A 19,994-nucleotide genomic window follows, 5' to 3' on the forward strand; every position below is an offset into this window, starting at 1 on the left:
AAGACTATCACATCACGCTACTGATAAAGCGGCCTGCTAGGACCAGTCGGCGGAACATGAACAACATTCATCCACGTGGATGGTGTTGGGCATGCAGTTGTTGCAGCCGAGCCTTTGCCACATGGGTGTAGATCTGCGTGGTCGACAAGTCGCTGTGGCCCAGTAGCATCTGCACCACGCGCAGGTCGGCGCCATGGTTGAGCAGGTGAGTGGCGAAAGCATGGCGCAGGGTATGCGGCGACAGCGGCTTATCGATACCGGCTACCCGAGCGTGATGCTTGATGCGATGCCAGAAGGTCTGCCGGGTCATCTGCTCACCGCGCTGGCTGGGAAACAGCACATCGCTGGGGCGGCCGTTGAGCAGCTCGGCGCGGCCATCGCGCACGTAGCGCTCGATCCACAGCACTGCCTCCTCGCCCATCGGCACCAAGCGTTCCTTGCTGCCCTTGCCCATTACCCGCAGCACCCCCTGGCGGAGATTGACCTGGTCAAGGGTCAAACCCACCAGTTCGGTCACCCGCAAGCCGCAGGCATACAGCACTTCGAGCATGGCCCGGTCGCGCTGGCCAATCGCCTCACCCAGCTCCGGTGCATGCAGCAATGCTTCGACGTCGGCTTCTGACAAGGATTTAGGCAAAGGGCGGCCAAGCTGCGGCATGTCCACCTGTAGAGTGGGGTCGACAGCAACCAGCCTTTCCCGCAGCAAATAGCGAAAAAAACCACGCAGGCCGGACAGAAAACGCGCTGTGGAGCGAGGCTTGTAGCCTTGGTCAAGACGCCAGGCCAAATGATCGAGAATCAGATCACGGCCCGCATCCGGCAACGCCACCGTGCGCTCCTGTAGCCAACCGTTGAACAAGGCCAGATCACTGCGGTAGGAGGCCCGGGTGTTGTCTGACAGGCCCTTTTCAAGCCACAGGGCGTCGAGGAACTGGTCGATCAGGGGATGGTCAAGAGCTGGCATGAATTCACAGTGGCAAACAACATAATGGCGCTTAGTCTTTCATAACATCGTCGGCATAGGGAGCCCGCATGAACGAACAGCAGATACTTCTGAGTGTGGGCGGCATCGGCGCGGCGGCGCTGGCCTGCCAGTGGCTAGCCTGGCGGCTGAAACTGCCTGCCATTTTGTTCCTGCTGTTGTGCGGTATCGTTGCCGGCCCGGTACTGGGCTGGCTGTCACCCGAAGCACTGTTCGGCCCGTTGTTGATGCCACTGGTTTCACTGGCCGTGGCATTGATCCTGTTCGAAGGCAGCCTGACTTTGCATTTGTCGCAGTGGCGGGATATCGGCAGTGTGGTGCATCGGCTGGTCACCCTTGGCGCCTTGGCCACGTGGCTGGTGATCGCCGTCGCCACCCACTGGCTGCTTGCATTCGAGTGGCCGCTGGCGATCCTGTTCGGCGCCCTGACCCTGGTCACCGGCCCTACCGTGATCGTGCCCATGCTGCGCGTGGTCCGGCCCAACGCCACGATCGCCAATATCCTGCGCTGGGAGGGCATCGTCATCGACCCGATCGGTGCCTTGCTGGCGGTGGTGGTGTACAGCTTCATTATCGCCAGTGGCAGCGGTGAGGGCTTGAGCCAGAGCCTGATTACCTTCGCCGGGGTCATCCTGTGCGGCAGTGCGCTGGGGGCAGCCGGTGGCTGGCTGCTGGGCCAGGTGATGCGCGAGCAGTGGCTTCCGGAGTACCTGCACAATCTGGCCTCCCTGGCCGCCGTGCTGGGCATCTTCATTGCTGCCAATCAGATCGCCCACGAGTCCGGGCTGCTGGCGGTCACGGTGATGGGCATGTGGCTGGCCAATATGCGTGGAGTGGATGTGCAGCAGATCCTGCACTTCAAAGAAAACCTCAGCGTCCTGCTGATTTCCGGGTTGTTCATCCTACTGGCTGCCCGCCTTGACCTGCAGGCCTTGTTCTCACTGGGCCCTGCGGTCATCGTCCTGCTGCTGGCCATTCAGTTGCTGGCCAGGCCGTTGAATGTGCTGGTTTCCACAGCCGGTTCCTCGTTGAAGTGGCGTGAACGCGCGCTGCTGGCCTGGATCGCGCCGCGGGGGATAGTTGCCGCGGCGGTGTCGGCGGTGTTCGCCATCCGCCTGGATGAAGCCGGTCACCACTCGGCCTTGCTGCTGGTGCCACTGACCTTTGCCGTGATCATTGGCACGGTGGTGCTGCAAAGCGCTACCGCCCGGCCGCTGGCGCGCCTGCTCAGGGTTGCCGAGCCTGCCCCCAGTGGCTTTCTGCTGGTGGGTGCCAACCCGCCGGCACGCACTCTGGCCAAGGCATTGCAACAGCTGGGTTGCCGCGTGCTGCTGACCGATTCAAGCTGGGAAAACATCCGGGCGGCACGTATGGATGGCCTGCCGACCTACTTCGGCAACCCGGCATCCCAGCACGCCGACGCACACCTGGACCTGGTGGGCCTGGGCCATTTGCTGGGGCTCTCCCCAGCAGGTGAACTCAATGCCCTGGCGTGCGCACGGTTTCGTCACGATTTCGGCCACAAACGGCTGTTCGTGCTGGCCAGCGGCCTGGAAAACCAACGCAGCGACAAACACCGCGCCAGCGAACAACACAGGGGCCAACTGCTCGGTTCAAGCCCGATGACCTACCTGCAACTGGCCAACCGCCTACATTTGGGGGTCGAACTGTTCAGTACTACGCTCACTGAAGCTTTCAGCTGGGAACAGTACCAAGCACTGCATGGCGAGAGGGCGACCTTGCTGTTCGCCCGCGACGCCAACGGCTGGGTACATGTCGCGTGTCCGGACACCCCGCTCACCCCGCAAGCGGGCTGGACGCTGGTTTCGCTGATCGACCCACAGCGGCAAGACGGCCAGCCCGAGCAGTGAGGCTCAACTGCCGGGTAACACCGGCACAGGGCGCTTGTCTTCGTCGATTGCGACAAAGCTGAACACCCCGTGAATCGCCCGCTCGCGGCCGTCCAGGTACATGTTTTCGACGAACACATCGACTTGCACCTGCAGGCTGGTATTGCCGACTTTGATCACTGTGCCCACCAGCTCGACGATCGACCCCGCCGGGATCGGGTGCTTGAAGTCGATGCGGTCGGTCGACACGGTCACCAGCGGCAGCCGGCAAAAGCGCGTAGCGGCGATGAAGGACACTTCGTCCATCCACGCCAGCGCGGTGCCGCCGAACAGGGTGTTGTGGTGGTTGGTGGTGTTGGGGAACACCGCTTTGGTTACTCGGGTCACCGAAAGCTCGGTGCGGCGCTGGATTTCCTGATCTCGACTGGTCATGGGCGTCACTCTTCACAGGTTTCAGAATGCAAAAAAGCAGCCCGAAGGCTGCTTTTTTCTCGCAAGGCGGCCTCAGGCCACCAGGCAAACTGTACTCAGGACAGTTTTTCCTTGATGCGAGCGGCTTTGCCGGACAGGTCGCGCAGGTAGTACAGCTTGGCTTTACGCACGTCACCACGACGTTTCACGGCCAGGCTGTCGATCTGCGGGCTGTAGGTCTGGAAGGTACGCTCAACGCCTACGCCGCTCGAGATCTTGCGCACGGTGAAGGCGCTGTTCAGACCACGGTTACGCTTGGCGATGACAACGCCTTCGAATGCCTGCAGACGGGAACGATCACCTTCCTTCACTTTAACCTGAACGACGATGGTGTCGCCTGGTGCGAAGGTTGGGATTTCCTTGCTCATCTGCTCTGCTTCGAGCTGCTGGATGATCTTGTTGGTCATGCTGTGCTCCTAAGATGGATACGTGATCCACCATCGATACGTTTAACTATCGTCCCGCTCGCGGAGATATTCCTCGAGCAGCTTCTTCTCTTCTCCAGAAAGCGAGCGACTTTCCAGAAGATCGGCGCGTCGTTCGAAGGTCCTACCAAGGGACTGCTTCATCCGCCAACGCCGGATATGTGCATGGTTGCCACTTAGCAACACGTCGGGAACACGCTGATCCGCATACACCTCAGGCCGGGTGTAGTGCGGGCAATCGAGCAGACCGTCAGTGAAGGAGTCTTCCTCCGCCGAGTCCACATGCCCTAAAGCTCCGGGCAGCAGCCGCGTAACCGCATCGATCAGTACCATGGCCGGCAGCTCGCCACCGGAAAGCACATAGTCGCCAATCGACCACTCTTCATCGACATGAGCCTCGATAAAACGCTCGTCGATGCCTTCATAACGACCGGCGATCAGGATCAAAGATTCCTGTTCGGCCAGGCCTTTGACCGCCTGCTGAGTCAGCTTGCGGCCTTGCGGCGAGAGATAGATCACCTTCGCCGATGCTCCAGTCGCTTGCCTGGCGCTAACCAGTGCGTCTTCCAGAGGCTTGATTTTCATCACCATGCCCGGACCACCGCCAAACGGCCGATCATCCACGGTATGGTGGCGATCTGTGGTGTAGTCCCGCGGGTTCCAGCAGGTCACCTGAAGCAACCCCTGTTTCACCGCGCGGCTGGTAATGCCGTACTCAGTGATGGCCGAGAACATCTCAGGGAACAACGTGATGACGTCTACGCGAAGGTTACCCATCGTTTAGAAGTCCGCATCCCACTCAACCCGCATCACACCTGCTTCCAGGTCGATATCGAGCACGCATTGCGCCGTATAGGGCAATAGACGCTCGCGATCATCCAGGCTGCCTGCGCAGGGCTTGACCACCATTACATCGTTCGCACCGGTCTCCAACAGGTGATCGACCTTGCCGAACAGATGTTCGTCCTGGTTGATGACCTTGAGGCCCACCAACTGGTACCAGTAGTACTCGTCAGCAGCCAGGTTGGGCAAAAGGCTCCGCGAAATGCAGATTTCGTAACCGCTCAGAAGACGGGCTTCATCACGATCATCGAGGCCTTTGAGCTTAACGACCAGGCCCTTTTGGGAGCCACGACCGTTGACCAGCTCGACCTGCTTTACCTTGCCTTCGTGCCGAAGCGTCCAGCGCGGATAATCCAACAGGTTTTCAATCGGATCGGTAAAGGAATACACCTTCACCTCGCCGCGAACGCCGTGAACCGAAAAAATCTTGCCAACGACGATCAGGTCGTCAGCCTTTTCTGGCGTCGCGTTCATACTGCTCAGGCAGCAGCCTTGGCAGCGTCCTTCAGCAGCTGAGCAACGCGCTCAGACGGCTGTGCACCCTGGCTCAGCCAGTAGTTGACGCGCTCTTGGTTGACCGACAGCTTGACTTCGGCGCCAGCAGCGATCGGGTTGAAGAAACCTACGCGCTCAACGAAACGGCCGTCACGGGCGTTACGCGAGTTGGTCACGGTCAGGTGGTAGAATGGGCGCTTTTTCGAGCCGCCACGGGCCAGACGAATGGTTACCATGTGAACATCGTTCCTATAGTCGGTGCTGCAGTTCATACAGCAGCTGGTACTGCAAATCTGAATGCCAAATAGGCACACGGGTGCCCAAAAGGCCGCATATTCTCAGGGAATATACGGACATTTGCAAATGCCTTTTTCGGCAGAGGCATGCCCTACCGTCCAGATTTGCCGGTTAAGCCACGCATCGCGCGGCCGTCACCCCGCCGCAGCGGGGGTTTCGGGCGCCCACCTGGATGCAGGCAGGCGCCCAAAAACAAGTGTTACAGCTTGGGCATGCCGCCACCTGGCAGCATCCCGCCAAGGCCGCGCATCATCTTGGCCATACCGCCCTTGGCGGAGAATTTTTTCATCATTTTCTGCATCTGTTTGTGCTGCTTGATCAGCCGGCCGATATCCTGCACCTGGGTGCCGGAACCGAGGGCGATACGGCGCTTGCGCGAACCGCTGATCAGGTCAGGGTCGCGACGTTCGGCAGGGGTCATCGAGTTGATGATCGCTTCCATCTGCTTGAACTGCTTCTCGGCCGCGCCCTGGGCGTTGCCCATCTGCGACAGGTTGACCCCACCGATGCTCGGCAGCTTGTCCATCAGGCCGCCCAAACCACCCATGTTTTTCATCTGCTGCAGCTGGTCGCGGAAGTCTTCGAGATCGAAGCCCTTGCCCTTCTTGAGCTTCTTGGCCAGTTTGTCGGCCTTGGCCTTGTCGATGGTCTGCTCGGCCTGCTCGATCAGGCTGAGCACATCGCCCATGCCGAGGATGCGCGAAGCCACACGGTCGGGGTGGAACGGTTCGAGCGCTTCGCTCTTCTCGCCCATACCGATGAACTTGATCGGCTTGCCGGTAATGGCGCGCACCGACAGCGCAGCACCGCCACGGGCGTCACCGTCGACCTTGGTCAGCACCACACCGGTCAGCGGCAGGGCTTCGCCGAACGCCTTGGCGGTATTGGCGGCGTCCTGGCCGGTCATGGCGTCGACCACGAACAGGGTTTCGACTGGCTTGACCGCGGCGTGCAACGCCTTGATCTCGTCCATCATGTCGGCATCGATATGCAGGCGGCCAGCAGTGTCGACGATGACCACGTCGATGAACTTGAGCTTGGCTTCGCGAATCGCAGCTTCGGCGATGGCCACCGGCTTCTGGCTGATGTCGGACGGGAAGAAGGTCACGCCGATGTCGTTGGCCAGGGTTTCCAACTGCTTGATCGCCGCCGGGCGGTAGACGTCGGCGGACACCACCATCACGCTCTTCTTCTTGCGCTCCTTGAGAAAGCGCGCCAGCTTACCGGCGGTGGTGGTCTTGCCCGCACCCTGCAGGCCGGCCATCAGCACTACGGCCGGCGGTGCGGCGTTGAGCGCGAGGTCTTCGTTGGCCGCGCCCATCAGGCTTTCAAGCTCAGCCTGGACAATCTTCACGAAGGCCTGGCCCGGGGTCAGGCTGCGCGACACTTCGGTGCCGACTGCACGTTCCTTGACGCTGTTGACGAAATCCTTGACCACCGGCAGGGCAACGTCGGCCTCGAGCAGGGCCATGCGCACTTCGCGCAGCGTGTCCTTGATGTTGTCTTCGCTCAGCTTGGCCTTGCCGGTGACATGGCGCAGCGTCTGTGACAGGCGGTCGGTCAGGTTTTCGAACATGGTGATCCTTTCAGGCCCAATAAAAGCCGAGGTTTGTCAGGCGCCTGCGGGGCAAATGCACACCCGCCAGGCACAGCAAGGCGGCGATTATAACCAAGTGAGCCGACGGCGCACACCTCGCTACCGATCGGTCTGGATGGCCGGTGTCGTTCTATGCCAAACTCCGTCTCTTTCAGGGCTCTGCAACCAGGACTTATGGTCTCCTCACCCAGCCTCATTCCCAATCTGATCGCCGCCGGCCTCTATATAGCCGCGGCGATCTATCAGGGCTCCCATCTGGCCCAGGGTCGCAAGGCCGACAAACGCCTGCTGGGCCTGCTTGGCGCCCTTGCCGTGCTCGCCCAGGGCGGTGCGCTGTTCTTCCAGCTGATTACCCCACTGGGGCTTAGCCTGGACTTCTTCAGCGCCGCCGGCCTGATTGCGGCCGCAGTCATTACCTTGACGCTGTTGGCATGCCTGCGCATCCCGGTGGAAAACCTGCTGGTGCTCTTGTTCCCCCTTGGCGCAATCACCGCCTTGCTGGCGCAGTTCGCCCCAGCCGGCACGGTGCCACTAATCGACGAAGAGCCCGGCATCCTCGCGCACATTCTGCTGTCAATTCTGGCCTACGGCCTATTCACCATCGCGGTGTTCCAGTCGCTACTGTTGCTGCTGCAAGACCACCAACTGAAGAACAAGCACCCCTCGGGGCTAATTCGTAACTTCCCGCCGCTGCAGACAATGGAAAGCCTGCTGTTCGGTTTTCTCTGGGCAGGCTGGTGCCTGCTCTCGCTATCGCTGATTTCCGGCTGGCTGTTCCTTGAAAACCTGTTCGCCCAGCACTTGGTGCACAAAACCCTGTTGGCCTGCGTGGCCTGGGTGGTGTTCAGCGTGCTGCTCTGGGGCCGCACCCGCCTGGGCTGGCGCGGCCACAAGGCGATCCGCTGGACCCTGGCAGGGTTTTGCCTGCTGATGCTGGCCTATTTCGGCAGCAAGCTGGTCCGCGAATTCATCCTGCATATCTGACGGCCGCCCATGGACACCCTGCCGTACGCACCGCTACTCGGCATTCTGGCACTGGCACTGCTGTGGTCGGCATTGTTCACCGCCGTGGATGCCGCCCGCCTGCTGATCAACGCCTCACCGCGCCATGGCGATGAGGGCCAACCATCGCTGCCGGTGCCAGCCCTGGTGCTGTGCGCAAGCTTGGGCAAGCTGCTGGTGCTGGGCATGGCTTGCCTGATCGGCGAGCGGCAGAGCGGCGAGCACGGCTTTTGGCTGGCTGGCCTGGCCGCCGTGGCAGCGTTGCTGGTGTTCGCCGAGTTTCTGCCAAGGCGCCTGGCCCGCCGCAACCCTCAAGCCTTCATCAGCCTAGGTCTGAGCCTGAGGCCGTTTCCCCTGGCTCTGCTGCAACCGCTGGCTTGCCTGTTCGACGGCATCGCCAAGCTCATACTGCGGCCGTTTCGGGCCCAGCCTACGGCAGTGGCCCTGCACCCGCAGGAAGAGGACGAGTTCGACGAGGACGCCCCCCATGAGGCGCCGCGTCATGGCCTGCTGGACGGCCTGCAGTCACTGGACAAGGTCACCGTCAACGACATTCTGGTCCCACGCAACGAGGTGGACGGCATCAACCTCGATGAGCCCATTGGGCACATCATCGAGCAACTGATCGTTAGCCGACATACCCGCCTGCCGGTCTACCACAGCGACATCAACCAGGTAGAAGCGATCCTCAACACCAAGCTCATCAGCCACCTGCTACCCAAGGCCGAGCTGACCCACGAGCAACTGTTGGGCGCGTGCTACGAGCCCTACTTCGTCCCGGAAAGCACCCCGCTGCAGATGCAGCTGCTGAACTTCCACAAGCAACAGCGTCGCCTGGGCGTAGTGGTAGACGAGTATGGAGAGGTGCTGGGTATCGTCACCCTGGAAGACATCCTCGAAGAAATCGTCGGCGAGTTCGAAGACGAGCAGACCCTGGACAACCCCCATGTGCATGCCCAGCCTGATGGTACTTTCGTTATCGAGGGCGCTGCCTCTCTGCGGGAAATCAACCGCACCCTGGGCTGGCACCTGCCGTGCGATGGCGGGCCGAAGACCCTCAATGGGCTGGTCACCGAAGCCTTGGAAAGCATCCCGGAAAGTGCGGTTTGCCTGAAAATCGGCCGCTATCGCCTGGAAATTCTCGAAACCGAGGACAATTGCGCCAGCAAGGTACTGGTGTGGACCGTGACCCGGTAGCTATACTCGGGTCACGCTTACCCAGCCCCGCCGCAACGCCTGCTACCCGCACTCGGCGCCACTCGGCCAGTCCGCTGCACTGACGCCCTACGCGGTCCTGCTTCAATACCCCGAAACAGTACCCGCTCCCATCCTTATCCCCTCTGGGCTATCGTCAGCCAGCGAACACAAAAACAATGCGCTCCGGTGCCCGCCATGCCGTGCCTGCCTTGGTTTCTTGCACGTGCTGCGGGCAACTGCCCACGGAGCCAATCAGACTGTTAGGGACCTACTTAATGACAACCAGCAGCACTTACTCCCAGGCGCCTGCCACGCCGGTCAACTCACCTGCGCGAGTCGCCACCGCCAGCTTCATCGGCACCGCGATCGAGTTCTACGATTTCTACGTCTACGCTACCGCCGCCGCACTGGTGATCGGCCCGGTGTTTTTCCCGTCCGAATCGGGCACCGCGCAGATGCTTGCAGCATTCATCACCTTCGGCATCGCATTCCTCGCCCGCCCACTGGGCTCAGCGCTGTTCGGCCATTTCGGTGACCGCATCGGGCGCAAATCGACGCTGGTGGCGTCACTGCTACTGATGGGCGTGTCGACCACGCTGATAGGTGTGCTGCCGGGCTATGACAGCATCGGGGTTTGGGCACCGATCCTGCTCTGCCTGCTGCGCTTCGGCCAGGGCCTGGGCCTGGGCGGTGAATGGGGCGGTGCAGCGCTGCTGGCCACCGAGAACGCACCCCAGGGCAAACGCGCCTGGTTTGGCATGTTCCCGCAACTGGGGCCGTCGATCGGCTTTCTTGCGGCCAACGGCCTGTTTCTGACCCTGGCCATGCTCCTCAGCGACGAACAGTTCCGTGAATGGGGCTGGCGCATTCCGTTCCTGCTTAGCGCAGCGTTGGTGCTGGTGGGCCTGTACGTCCGCCTGAAACTGGAGGAAAGCCCAGTGTTCGCCAAGGCTGTTGCTCGCCATGAGCGGGTGAAGCTTCCGGTAGTGGACCTGTTCGCCAAATACTGGCTGCCGACTTTGCTAGGCGCAGCTGCGATGGTGGTGTGCTACGCGCTGTTCTATATCTCCACGGTATTTTCGCTGAGCTACGGCGTGACGACCCTGGGCTACAGCCGCGAAACCTTCCTGGGCCTGCTGTGCTTTGCCGTGGTGTTCATGGCCCTGGCGACCCCCCTGTCAGCCTGGCTGAGCGACCGCTTTGGGCGTAAGCCGGTGCTGATCGTCGGTGCTTTGATGGCGGTGGCCTCAGGCTTTGCCATGGAGCCACTACTGACCTCGGGTTCCACCGCTGGCGTGGCACTGTTCCTGGCCATCGAGTTGTTCTTGATGGGGGTGACCTTCGCGCCGATGGGCGCGCTGCTGCCGGAACTGTTCCCAACCCACGTGCGCTATACCGGGGCCTCGGCAGCTTACAACCTGGGCGGCATCGTTGGAGCGTCGGCGGCGCCGTTCTTTGCCCAGAAACTGGTGAGCATGGGCGGGTTGAGCTGGGTGGGGGGTTATGTTTCGGCGGCGGCGCTGATCAGCCTGATCGCCGTCTTGTGCCTGAAAGAAACGCGCGATACCGAGCTGTGAATGATTGGGGCCGCATCGCGGCCCCTGCGGCGTCGCATCAGAACTCGACTTTCACCGCCTGCGAGGCACGGGTCGCTTTGGCCCGCGCTGCTTCGACCGACTCATCGCGCGCCAGGCACACACCCATCCGCCGGGTGCCGTTGATTTCCGGCTTGCCGAACAGGCGGATGGCGGTGTCCGGCTCGCTCAGGGCCGCGCCCAGGTTGGCGAAGCTGGTCTGCTGCGACTGGCCTTGCGGCAAGATGACCGCCGAAGCCGACGGGCCGAACTGGCGCACCACCGGAATTGGCAGGCCAAGAATGGCGCGGGCATGCAGCGCGAATTGCGAGAGGTCCTGGGAAATCAGGGTCACCAGGCCAGTATCATGAGGGCGCGGTGACACTTCGCTGAACCACACCTGGTCGCCCTTGACGAACAGTTCCACACCAAACAGACCACGGCCCCCCAGTGCATCGGTCACCGCTTTGGCCACACGCTGCGACTCGGCCAGGGCTTTCTCGCTCATGGCCTGTGGCTGCCAGGACTCTTGGTAATCGCCTTTTTCCTGACGGTGCCCGACCGGCTCCAGGAAAGTGGTGCCGCCCACGTGGCGCACGGTCAGCAAGGTGATCTCGTAGTCGAAATCGATGAAGCCTTCGATGATCACTCGGCCTTTGCCGGCACGCCCACCCTCCTGGGCATAGGCCCAGGACTGCTGCAGGTCAGCGTCGCTGCGCAGCAGACTCTGCCCCTTGCCAGAGGAGCTCATCACCGGCTTGACCACACAGGGGTAGCCGACATCGGCCACGGCTGCCGCGTAGTCTTCGTAAGTGTCGGCGAAATGATACGGCGAGGTCGGCAGGTCAAGCTCTTCGGCAGCCAGGCGGCGGATACCTTCGCGGTTCATGGTCAATTGGGTTGCCCGAGCGGTGGGCACCACATTGAAGCCTTCGTTTTCCAGCTCGACCAGGGTGGCGGTGGCGATCGCTTCGATTTCCGGCACGATGAAGTGCGGTTTTTCCGCTTCGATGATCGCACGCAGGGCCACACCATCGAGCATGTTGACCACATGGCTGCGGTGGGCCACCTGCATGGCCGGGGCATTGGCATAGCGGTCGACGGCGATCACTTCGACGCCCAGGCGCTGCAGCTCGATCACCACTTCCTTGCCCAGCTCGCCACAGCCGCAGAGCAGTACACGGGTCGCGGTTGGCGACAATGGGGTTCCGATACGGGTCATTTCAGGTCCTCGAAGGCGTCCGGGGCCGCGCCAGGCTTGGCAAGGCCCGCTGAAAAAGGACCGATATTCTACACCATCAACCCGCCACAGCGGCCCGCCGCGCACGAAATGCCATGGCCAGCCACACGGCCGTGACACCGGCGAACTTCGATGCCATGGCGGTGCCGATCACCGCTGGAGTCAGGGCGCCGATCATGCCGAAGAAGATGAAGGTATCCACCGGAATGCTCAACGCTGAGCTTAACCACAAACGGTCACGCAGTGGCCGGCGAGTAATGCTGAACACTAGCCAGTCGATAAGCTCGGAGACGAAGAACGCGGTGGCGCTGGCCAAAGCAATGGCCGGCTCAGAGGTCGCGTACGACAGCACCAGGGCCATCAGCATGGCAATCAGCGCGCCATGGCCATAGCGGGTTTGCACCATGTCACGCAGGATGAACACCAGCCCGCCCCAACAGGACCAGATGATGTCCAGGTGCGGAGCGCTCGAGAAGGCGTAGTTGATCAGCACCACGCTACTGATATAGGCAATGAGATAGATCATGGGTTAGTTTTCTGTGGGCAAGCCCGGCAGATTACCGCTGGCTCGTTCGCGGGTAAACCCACCCCCACACAGATCGAACCTGTTGCAGGGGCTACAACCGGCGCACCGTCACGCCCCGATGATCAACCCGGCCGCCACCGCCCGCTCATGGCAAAGCTGGAGCACCGCCCGCCGCTCGGTATTGTCCATCCGCCCCCAGCGGCCGATCTCGGCCACCGTGCGTTGGCACCCCGTGCACACATCCTGTTCGTCCAGGGCGCAAATGCTCACGCAGGGCGACGGCACCGGCCGCTCGACTATCACGTCACTCATCGTCAGCCACCAACTCACGGGCATAACGTTCGGCATTGTGCACATAGTGCGCGGCGCTGGCCTCGAGCATGCGCTTTTGCTGCTCGGTCAGCTCGCGCACCACTTTGCCAGGCGAGCCCATCACCAGTGAACCGTCGGGTATATCCTTGCCTTCGGGAATCAGCGCATTGGCGCCGATGATGCAGTGCTTGCCAATGCGTGCGCCATTGAGAATGACTGCATTGATGCCGATCAGGCTGTAATCGCCCACCGTGCAGCCATGCAACATGGCGTTGTGGCCAATGGTTACACCCTTGCCCAAAGTGAGCGGCGAGCCCATATCGGTGTGCATCACCGTCCCGTCCTGGACATTGCTAGCCTCACCGATGTCGATCAGCTCGTTGTCACCGCGCAGCACGGCACCGAACCACACGCTGGCACGGGCCTGCAGGCGCACCTTGCCGATCAGGGTGGCGTTGGGTGCAGCCCAGCTGGTGGGGTGACATTCGACCCGATGGTCGCCCAGGCGGTATTTCATGTTCGATCCTCAGAGGTTCACGCAGACGGCAGGGTGTGCCCGGCTCAGATTTCGATGTAGCGCTCAGGGGGTTGGTGCAGGCTGATTCCGGCGTCGAACAGCAGATTGACCAGTTCGACGATCATGATCGCCGAGAGCCCCCAAATCTTGTATTCACCATAGCGATAGCTGGGCACATACCAGCTGCGGCCCTGATAATCGATGCGATGAGTATGATCACGCGGGTCCTGACGGAAGAACTCCAGTGGCACGCTGAAGACTGCCGCTATTTCCGCGTCATTGGCGCGGTATTCGACGAAATCCGGTATCAAACCGACGAACGGCGTCACCTTCAGTCCGTGCAGTGATACCAGGGGGCTGAGCGGGCCGATCACCTCCACCAAGCCAGGTGGCAGACCGATTTCTTCCTCGGCCTCACGCAAGGCGGTAAACACCAGGTCTGGGTCTTCCGGATCGCGTCGCCCTCCCGGGAAGGCTACTTCGCCGCCGTGAGTCGACAGCCCCTTGGCACGCAAGGTCAGTACCAGTTCGGGCGCTTCGCTGCGGGTAATGGGCAAAAGTACCGCCGCCTCGGGGAACCTTCGGTCGGTTTCCAGTGAAGCGGGTTGGTGGTTGCTCATACGGCGAAGTAGCTCGTCCAGCATCGCGCACTCTCGTATCCAAGGCCTGCCTCGCATGATGCACCAAAGCCGCGACGCACCCAAGCCCCGCACGCTTGCAGCAGGACCGCCCGGCACGCCAAGATAAGCCGGTCCACTAGGAATAAAAGCATGAAATTCTGCAGCGCGTGCGGCCAACCGGTCATTCAGCGGATCCCCGAAGGCGACAGCCGCCTACGGTTCGTCTGCGAGCATTGCCAGACCATTCATTACCAGAACCCCAACATCGTTGCCGGGGTGTTACCCACATGGGGCAGCCAGGTACTGTTGTGCCGCCGTGCCATAGAGCCGCGCCGCGGCTTCTGGACGCTGCCGGCTGGCTTCATGGAAAACGGCGAGACCCTCGATGAGGCGGCCCGTCGCGAAACGGCCGAAGAGGCGTGCGCCCGGGTCGCGCAGATGACCCTGTACCAGCTGTTCGACCTGCCGCATATCAATCAGGTGCATGTGTTCTTCCGTGCCGAGCTGGCCAACCTGGCGTTCGACGTCGGCGTCGAAAGCCTGGAAGTTCGGCTGTTCGAGGAGCACGAAATCCCCTGGAACGAGCTGGCTTTCCGCACCGTCACGCGCACACTAGAATGCTATTATCGCGACCGCATCAGGCAGCACTACCCGATAGGCCATGAATACCTGCCGCCGATGAACGTCTCGCCCATCCCTTGAGCCTGCAGGTACTGTTTCATGCGTTGGTTGTTCGCCCTTTTCTGCCTTTGCGTTGCCACTGCATCCCAGGCGGCATTCACGGAAGTCATCATCCGCAAGCCGCAACCGCCGGCACCAACGCAGTCACACTCGCAGACGGCGATGCAGCCGCTGATCGACAAGGTGCTGGTGATCAAGTCCGAACGGCGCCTGCAGCTGATCAGCCGTGGCGAGCCGTTGAAGACCTACCGCATCTCGCTGGGTAAACAACCTAAAGGTGCCAAAGAGCGCGAAGGCGACAAAAAGACCCCTGAAGGGCTGTACTGGCTGGACTGGCGCAAGCAGAGCGACCGTTTCAATCTGGCCATGCACATCACCTACCCGAACATCAGCGATGCCGCCCGCGCCAACCGCGAGGGCTGGAGTGCCGGAAGCATGATCATGATCCATGGCACGCCGATCAACGATGACTACCCTGAATGGTACTTCCACACCCTCGATTGGACCGATGGCTGCATCGCCATGCGCAACAGCGACATGCGAGAAGTGTGGGACCTGGTTCGCGACGGCACTTTGATCGAGATTCGTCCGTGATAGTCCACAACGCGGATTGAGCCTGCAAGACTCTTCCCCCTTTCTGCCAAAGGCCTGCCGAATTCTGCGCAGCCTCTGCCACGTCTGCCTTGGAATGATCAGCACTCGATTTTGAAGGTGCCGCCCGCCTCAAGGCAGGCGCATCCAAGCTCTGCTGCCGACAATGCGCAACTTGCCAGCCCCTTAGCCATTTCGACCCACGAATCGTCACAGTAACGCCATAAAGTCGGGGTTCGCGACTACTCAATCACCACAAGGACACCCTGATGAGTCGAGACACCGGCGACAACCTGGACCGCAATCACAGCACCAACCTGCCGATGGCCAGCGTCATGGACGCTTACCTGAGCCGTCGCAGCGTGATCCGCGGCAGCCTGGGCGCAGCCATAGCCATGATTGCCGGCACCGGTCTGACCGGCTGCCTGGACAGCGAGCCTGTCTCTCCCCAACCGCCCTCCCCCCAACCCGATAAGCCGAAACTGGCACTGGGCTTCCAGTCCATTGCTGGCTCGCGTACCGACGCCTGCGTGGTTGCTGCCGGCTACAGTGCCTACGTGCTCGCGCCCTGGGGCACACCACTAAATGGCAAGGCCAGCCCCTGGAGAGCCGACGGCAGCAACACGTCGGTCGACCAAGCCAATGCCATGGGCATGCACCACGACGGCATGCACTTTTTCCCAATCAACGGCAGTTCACAGGACGGCCTGCTGGCGATCAACTTCGAATACATCGACACCGCTGCCCTGCACCCCAACGGTCCAACCGTCGACGCCAGCGGCAAGCGCCCTGCTGAAGAAGTACGCAAAGAAATCAACGCCCACGGCGCTGGTGTGGTCCGCCTGAAGAAAATCAACGGCCGCTGGCAGGTGGTCGAAAACGACCCGCTCAACCGCCGATTCACTACGGCGTCGCGTATGGAGCTGACCGGGCCGATGCGCGGCACCAGCCACGTCAAAACCAAGTATTCGGCCGACGGTATCCACTGTCGCGGTACCAATAACAACTGCGGCAACGGCTACACGCCGTGGGGTACATATTTGACCTGCGAAGAGAACTGGCCAGGCATTTTCGTCAACAGAGGCTCACGCCCGGACGATCAGCGCCGTATCGGCGTGGGCACCGCCAATGGCCAGTATCAGTGGGAAAGCGCTGCCGGTGACAGCACTGAAGTGGATGACGAGTTCGCCCGCTTCGATGTCACCGCCAAAGGCGCTCACGCCAGCGAAGACTACCGTAACGAAGCCAGCACTTTTGGCTACATCGTCGAAATCGACCCGTACAACAGCGACACCCTGGCCACCAAGCGCACGGCCCTGGGGCGTTTCCGCCATGAAGGCTGCTGCCCGGGCCTGCCGGTGGTCGGCAAGCCGCTGGTCTGGTACATGGGTGACGACTCGAATAACGAGTACCTGTACAAATGGGTGTCCGCAGCCCTGTGGGACGCGGCTGATGCCACCCCGGCCGACCGGCTCAAAACCGGTGCCAAGTACCTGGACCACGGCAATCTGTACGTCGCCCGCTTCGATGCCGACGGCACTGGCGTTTGGCTGCCGCTCGACGTGAACACCCCCACTACCGCCGGTAGCACCCTCGGCGCATTGTACGGTGACCTCGCTGGCATCATCCTCAATACCCGAGGTGCTGGCGATGCCGTTGGCGCCACGCCCATGGACCGACCCGAGTGGACAGCCGTCAACCCGCTCAATGGCGATGCCTACCTGACCCTGACCAACAATAGTGTGCGCACCCCGGAGAAGGTCGATGCCGCAAACCCGCGGGGTCCGAACCGCCACGGTCATATCATCCGCTGGCATGACAGCGACGATCACCAAAGCTTTACCTGGGACATCTTCGTCTTTGGCGCCAACGCCACCGGCACGGCAGACATCAACCGCTCGGGGCTCAGCGAGCTCAATCAGTTCGCCAGCCCCGACGGCATGAGCTTCGATAGCCGTGGCGTGCTGTGGTTTGAGACCGACAACAGCGAGCCTACGCTCACAGACTATACAAACGACCAACTGTTGGCCGTGATTCCCACCGAACTGATCGATGCCAACGGCAAGCAGATACCAATCGATGCCCAAAATCAGTCGGCCCTACGCCGGTTTTTCGTCGGGCCAAACGGCTGCGAGGTGACGGGTATAACCTTCACACCGGACAACAAGACCCTGTTCATCAACATCCAGCATCCGGAAAACTGGCCGTACAGCGACATGGCGACAGACGCCGCGCCCTCCGGCACCAAGGTCAGGCCCCGGGCATCAACGGTTGTGATTCAGCGTGACGATGGCGGCCAGATCGGAACTATCTGACCAGGCCTAGCAGGCAGCAAGCAGGCGTTGAGAAGGTCGACTTTCCTGGGCAGGTAATGCTGCTCTGTTCAACCAGGCGGGCCGCTGAACGAGGCTGGGCGTCCAATTCTCCATGGAACGACGCTCATGTCCTCTGAAACCGAAGTTAACCAGCCTGCACTGCACAGCGACTACATGCTCGAACGCTTGCAATCTGTGGCAAAGAGCACCGACGAAACACTGTTCAGCGTGCTGATCATGTCAGTATTCGGTTCGCACGTTTCCTCTCACGCCTGCCAAAAACTGCAGACTGCACTGTGTGAGGGTGCCATAGCCAATCCGCAGTATCGGGTCGAGGCGCAGAGTACATCCCTTGCCCACTACGACAGCGATAGCCGCACGATCTGGGTGACCGAGCCGGCATTGATGCAGGCCCGCGCGCACGATATCGACAGTGCACACCTGTACAACGCGCTGGCCAGCGCATTCGGCAACTATCTGTACCAAGTGATCAAACAAGACTTCACCGACCATTCACAAGATATCGAAAACCCAGGGCTCGAACAGATTGGCGCCGATTATGCCGCCATGATGTTCTTTTACGGGCCCAAGATCGAAGATGGGACAGTGTTCGGTATGTACGACAATCAAGCCGTACGCCTGACCATCCCCGCGCTCCAGCCCGTCCCGATACCGCAGAACTTCTCTGCAGGCCCAGGGGACAAACCTGGCTCATTTGGGCATGAATCCTTGGAGAAAGGCTTGGCATCTGTCGGCTTCACGGATGAGGAGCGCCGTAGCATCTACTTTGGTAACTGGCTGCGTGACTATTCGCAATTGCTTGATCCCAAGCTGGTGCGCAAGCCCGATGCCCCCAAGAACTTCCCTTCGAAGCTCTCGCGCAGCGCTCTGACTCAACTGGTCGATCTGCTGGCGCTCAAGGAGTTTCACGACCTGCAGGACACACCTGAGGGTCGGCAGGCGTATACCGTGGTCCCAGAAATGCTGGGGGTGTACCGCCCCAGCGAACATATCGACAACCCGCTGAACCCCTCGGCCGATGCGACCGACCCACGGGAGATCGATAGCGACTTCGAGCCCTTGGTTTCCCACGGCCACGCGTTACTGGAAGTGGACGCGCAACGCTCGCTCAGTAGCTATATAGACAATGCCACAAGTTACATGCGTCAAAAGCTGATCGACGCCATGCTGGCGGGTAACAGCATCGAGGGCAGGCGTTATTTTGGCGAAGCGTTGCATGTGCTCGAGGACTATTTTGCACACTCCAACTTCGTCGAACTGTGTTTGCGCAAACGTGGCCATGACGTGCTGCCTTGGACTACCGAAACTGACTGCAAACATCGGCTGCCCGTGGTGACTGGCATGTTTGGTGGCCTGGATGTGGTCGCCAGCATCGCCGAACCGCTGGGCAAAATCCTTTTCGAGGTGCAAACGCTCGACTTCAAGCGCACTCGGCCGGGCGATCGAAGCGATGTGGAAAAAGTACTGCTGATATTGCTCGAAGAGCACCAAAGCGATACACCGCTCAAGCTGCTCCAGGCATTTCTCAAGATACGCGATGACGCGGCAGAAAGTCCGCTTTACGGTCTGTATGAAGCAGCCAGTTGGGTGGCAAAAACGCCACTTGCCATGCTGCAGAATGCTAACAATGCGGTGATTCAGGGGCTGCTGAGTTGGGTGGGCGACAATATCGACGAGTTCCAGACCCTTTCCGGGCATAACCCCAATGTCGTACCTGGCTTGCATCCTACCCACTCACAACTGGCCAAAGACCACGACACGCACCCGTTTCATGACTTGGCGGCGTATCTGGCGACCTATGCGGTGCAGATGGTTGGTCAGGCGATGTATGAATACTGGCAGGGCAACACCGAACGCGACCCCGCTAGCGTGGCCGTGGCGTTCATTCTGCACCCCAATGATGACAACTGGCATGACGACATCGTCGCGGCATGGGAAGCCATGGACCGGGCGCGTACCAAAGAAAAGATTCGCCTCGCAGGTAGCATTGGCGACTTGGCAGAACTGCAGAAGCAACTGGAGAAGGAGGAACAGGACAGGGTCAGGGTACTGGGCGAAAGTTTCCGCAACGCCCCTAACACGGTTTCGGAAATTATCGGCAATGCGTTTCCGTTTGGATGACGCCTAAAGGTCGTGGAGCCGCCAGACTTCATAGGCTGGCGTCTCATACGGGTGGCTCAGCCTGAGGGCAGCGACGACCTGATCAATCAGGTCATCGGCCACCACCAGCTCCACCTTCCACTCCTCGACCACCTCGACCTGGCCAGTTTGCCCAAGAAACGGCTGGCTACCGTCCAATGGGCGAAACTGGCCTTGGCCCAAGGTCTGCCAGGCACAGTGGTCATAGCCGCCGATCCGCCCACCACCAGCGGCGAACACGGCAGCCTTGACACCTTCGACATGGCTGGCCGGGACGAAGAAGGCGAGCTTGTACACGC

21 protein-coding genes are annotated in these 19,994 nt (G+C 61.0%); 8 read left to right on the forward strand and 13 right to left on the reverse strand.

Features of this window, described 5'->3' with window-relative positions; genetic code table 11:
- Positions 1–67: 67 nt before the first annotated feature.
- Positions 68–964 carry a site-specific tyrosine recombinase XerD gene (gene xerD, locus J5M56_RS06510; protein ID WP_186477753.1) on the reverse strand — a complete coding sequence of 299 codons (897 nt, stop codon included), beginning with the start codon at positions 962–964 and terminating at the stop codon, positions 68–70.
- 68 nt (positions 965–1,032) lie between these two features.
- On the opposite strand from xerD, the gene J5M56_RS06515 reads away from it, so the two are divergent.
- Positions 1,033–2,853, forward strand: a complete 1,821-nt coding sequence (locus tag J5M56_RS06515; protein WP_207870369.1) for a sodium:proton antiporter — start codon at positions 1,033–1,035, stop codon at positions 2,851–2,853.
- A gap of 3 nt (positions 2,854–2,856) precedes the next feature.
- Here J5M56_RS06515 and J5M56_RS06520 read toward each other — a convergent pair whose 3' ends face one another.
- The 6 genes from J5M56_RS06520 to ffh all read right to left on the reverse strand — a co-directional run bounded on the left by J5M56_RS06520 (position 2,857) and on the right by ffh (position 6,939).
- Positions 2,857–3,264, reverse strand: coding sequence for an acyl-CoA thioesterase (locus J5M56_RS06520; protein WP_060479325.1), 408 nt, complete (start codon positions 3,262–3,264; stop codon positions 2,857–2,859).
- Positions 3,265–3,359: 95 nt separating this feature from the next.
- Positions 3,360–3,710 carry a 50S ribosomal protein L19 gene (gene rplS, locus J5M56_RS06525; protein ID WP_023629812.1) on the reverse strand — a complete coding sequence of 117 codons (351 nt, stop codon included), beginning with the start codon at positions 3,708–3,710 and terminating at the stop codon, positions 3,360–3,362.
- Positions 3,711–3,752: 42 nt separating this feature from the next.
- Positions 3,753–4,505, reverse strand: coding sequence for a tRNA (guanosine(37)-N1)-methyltransferase TrmD (trmD, locus tag J5M56_RS06530; protein ID WP_008094486.1), 753 nt, complete (start codon positions 4,503–4,505; stop codon positions 3,753–3,755).
- Between the two features lie 3 nt (positions 4,506–4,508).
- Complete coding sequence (gene rimM / locus J5M56_RS06535) at positions 4,509–5,045, reverse strand: ribosome maturation factor RimM (RefSeq protein WP_186477751.1); 537 nt, start codon at positions 5,043–5,045, stop codon at positions 4,509–4,511.
- Positions 5,046–5,050: 5 nt separating this feature from the next.
- On the reverse strand, positions 5,051–5,302 hold the full coding sequence (gene rpsP, locus J5M56_RS06540; RefSeq protein WP_003259424.1) for a 30S ribosomal protein S16: 252 nt from the start codon (positions 5,300–5,302) through the stop codon (positions 5,051–5,053).
- A 260-nt stretch (positions 5,303–5,562) separates the two neighbouring features.
- Positions 5,563–6,939 (reverse strand): signal recognition particle protein, encoded by a 1,377-nt coding sequence (gene ffh, locus J5M56_RS06545; protein ID WP_207870371.1) that lies wholly within the window; start codon positions 6,937–6,939, stop codon positions 5,563–5,565.
- Positions 6,940–7,134: 195 nt separating this feature from the next.
- On the opposite strand from ffh, the gene J5M56_RS06550 reads away from it, so the two are divergent.
- The 3 genes from J5M56_RS06550 (at position 7,135) to J5M56_RS06560 (ending at position 10,736) form a co-directional block, all read left to right on the forward strand.
- Positions 7,135–7,944, forward strand: coding sequence for an inner membrane protein YpjD (locus J5M56_RS06550; RefSeq protein WP_186477750.1), 810 nt, complete (start codon positions 7,135–7,137; stop codon positions 7,942–7,944).
- Between the two features lie 9 nt (positions 7,945–7,953).
- Complete coding sequence (locus tag J5M56_RS06555) at positions 7,954–9,159, forward strand: transporter associated domain-containing protein (protein WP_207870373.1); 1,206 nt, start codon at positions 7,954–7,956, stop codon at positions 9,157–9,159.
- Positions 9,160–9,434: 275 nt separating this feature from the next.
- Positions 9,435–10,736: an MFS transporter gene (locus tag J5M56_RS06560; protein ID WP_207870375.1), complete on the forward strand. Its 1,302-nt coding sequence runs from the start codon at positions 9,435–9,437 to the stop codon at positions 10,734–10,736.
- A 37-nt stretch (positions 10,737–10,773) separates the two neighbouring features.
- Here the strand turns inward: J5M56_RS06560 and purT are convergent, their stop codons facing one another.
- The 5 genes from purT to J5M56_RS06585 form a co-directional block, all read right to left on the reverse strand.
- On the reverse strand, positions 10,774–11,955 hold the full coding sequence (gene purT / locus J5M56_RS06565) for a formate-dependent phosphoribosylglycinamide formyltransferase (protein ID WP_060479331.1): 1,182 nt from the start codon (positions 11,953–11,955) through the stop codon (positions 10,774–10,776).
- 76 nt (positions 11,956–12,031) lie between these two features.
- On the reverse strand, positions 12,032–12,499 hold the full coding sequence (locus tag J5M56_RS06570) for a VUT family protein (RefSeq protein ID WP_060479332.1): 468 nt from the start codon (positions 12,497–12,499) through the stop codon (positions 12,032–12,034).
- 108 nt (positions 12,500–12,607) lie between these two features.
- Positions 12,608–12,811 carry a DUF1289 domain-containing protein gene (locus J5M56_RS06575; protein ID WP_060479333.1) on the reverse strand — a complete coding sequence of 68 codons (204 nt, stop codon included), beginning with the start codon at positions 12,809–12,811 and terminating at the stop codon, positions 12,608–12,610.
- Positions 12,804–13,328 carry a gamma carbonic anhydrase family protein gene (locus tag J5M56_RS06580; protein ID WP_186477748.1) on the reverse strand — a complete coding sequence of 175 codons (525 nt, stop codon included), beginning with the start codon at positions 13,326–13,328 and terminating at the stop codon, positions 12,804–12,806. The genes J5M56_RS06575 and J5M56_RS06580 overlap by 8 nt, the downstream gene beginning before the upstream one ends.
- A gap of 44 nt (positions 13,329–13,372) precedes the next feature.
- The gene (locus J5M56_RS06585; protein ID WP_060479335.1) at positions 13,373–13,972 is read right to left on the reverse strand and encodes a CoA pyrophosphatase; all 600 of its coding nucleotides are present in this window, start codon (positions 13,970–13,972) and stop codon (positions 13,373–13,375) included.
- 126 nt (positions 13,973–14,098) lie between these two features.
- Here J5M56_RS06585 and J5M56_RS06590 point away from each other — a divergent pair, with 126 nt between their 5' ends.
- From J5M56_RS06590 to J5M56_RS06605, 4 genes are all read left to right on the forward strand, one after another.
- On the forward strand, positions 14,099–14,650 hold the full coding sequence (locus tag J5M56_RS06590; RefSeq protein WP_060479336.1) for an NUDIX hydrolase: 552 nt from the start codon (positions 14,099–14,101) through the stop codon (positions 14,648–14,650).
- 18 nt (positions 14,651–14,668) lie between these two features.
- A complete protein-coding gene (locus tag J5M56_RS06595) occupies positions 14,669–15,223 on the forward strand; it encodes a L,D-transpeptidase family protein (RefSeq protein ID WP_060479337.1) in 555 nt (184 codons plus the stop codon).
- Between the two features lie 266 nt (positions 15,224–15,489).
- Positions 15,490–17,535 carry a PhoX family phosphatase gene (locus J5M56_RS06600; protein ID WP_207870377.1) on the forward strand — a complete coding sequence of 682 codons (2,046 nt, stop codon included), beginning with the start codon at positions 15,490–15,492 and terminating at the stop codon, positions 17,533–17,535.
- Positions 17,536–17,661: 126 nt separating this feature from the next.
- Positions 17,662–19,677 carry an HET-C-related protein gene (locus tag J5M56_RS06605; RefSeq protein WP_207870379.1) on the forward strand — a complete coding sequence of 672 codons (2,016 nt, stop codon included), beginning with the start codon at positions 17,662–17,664 and terminating at the stop codon, positions 19,675–19,677.
- 3 nt (positions 19,678–19,680) lie between these two features.
- Here J5M56_RS06605 and J5M56_RS06610 read toward each other — a convergent pair whose 3' ends face one another.
- Entirely contained in the window at positions 19,681–19,992 is a 312-nt protein-coding gene (locus tag J5M56_RS06610) for an NGG1p interacting factor NIF3 (RefSeq protein ID WP_207870381.1), read from the reverse strand.
- Positions 19,993–19,994 lie beyond the last annotated feature (2 nt).

Source organism: Pseudomonas sp. 51_B, assembly GCF_017491595.1.
GTDB classification, from domain to species: Bacteria; Pseudomonadota; Gammaproteobacteria; order Pseudomonadales; family Pseudomonadaceae; genus Aquipseudomonas; species Aquipseudomonas promysalinigenes.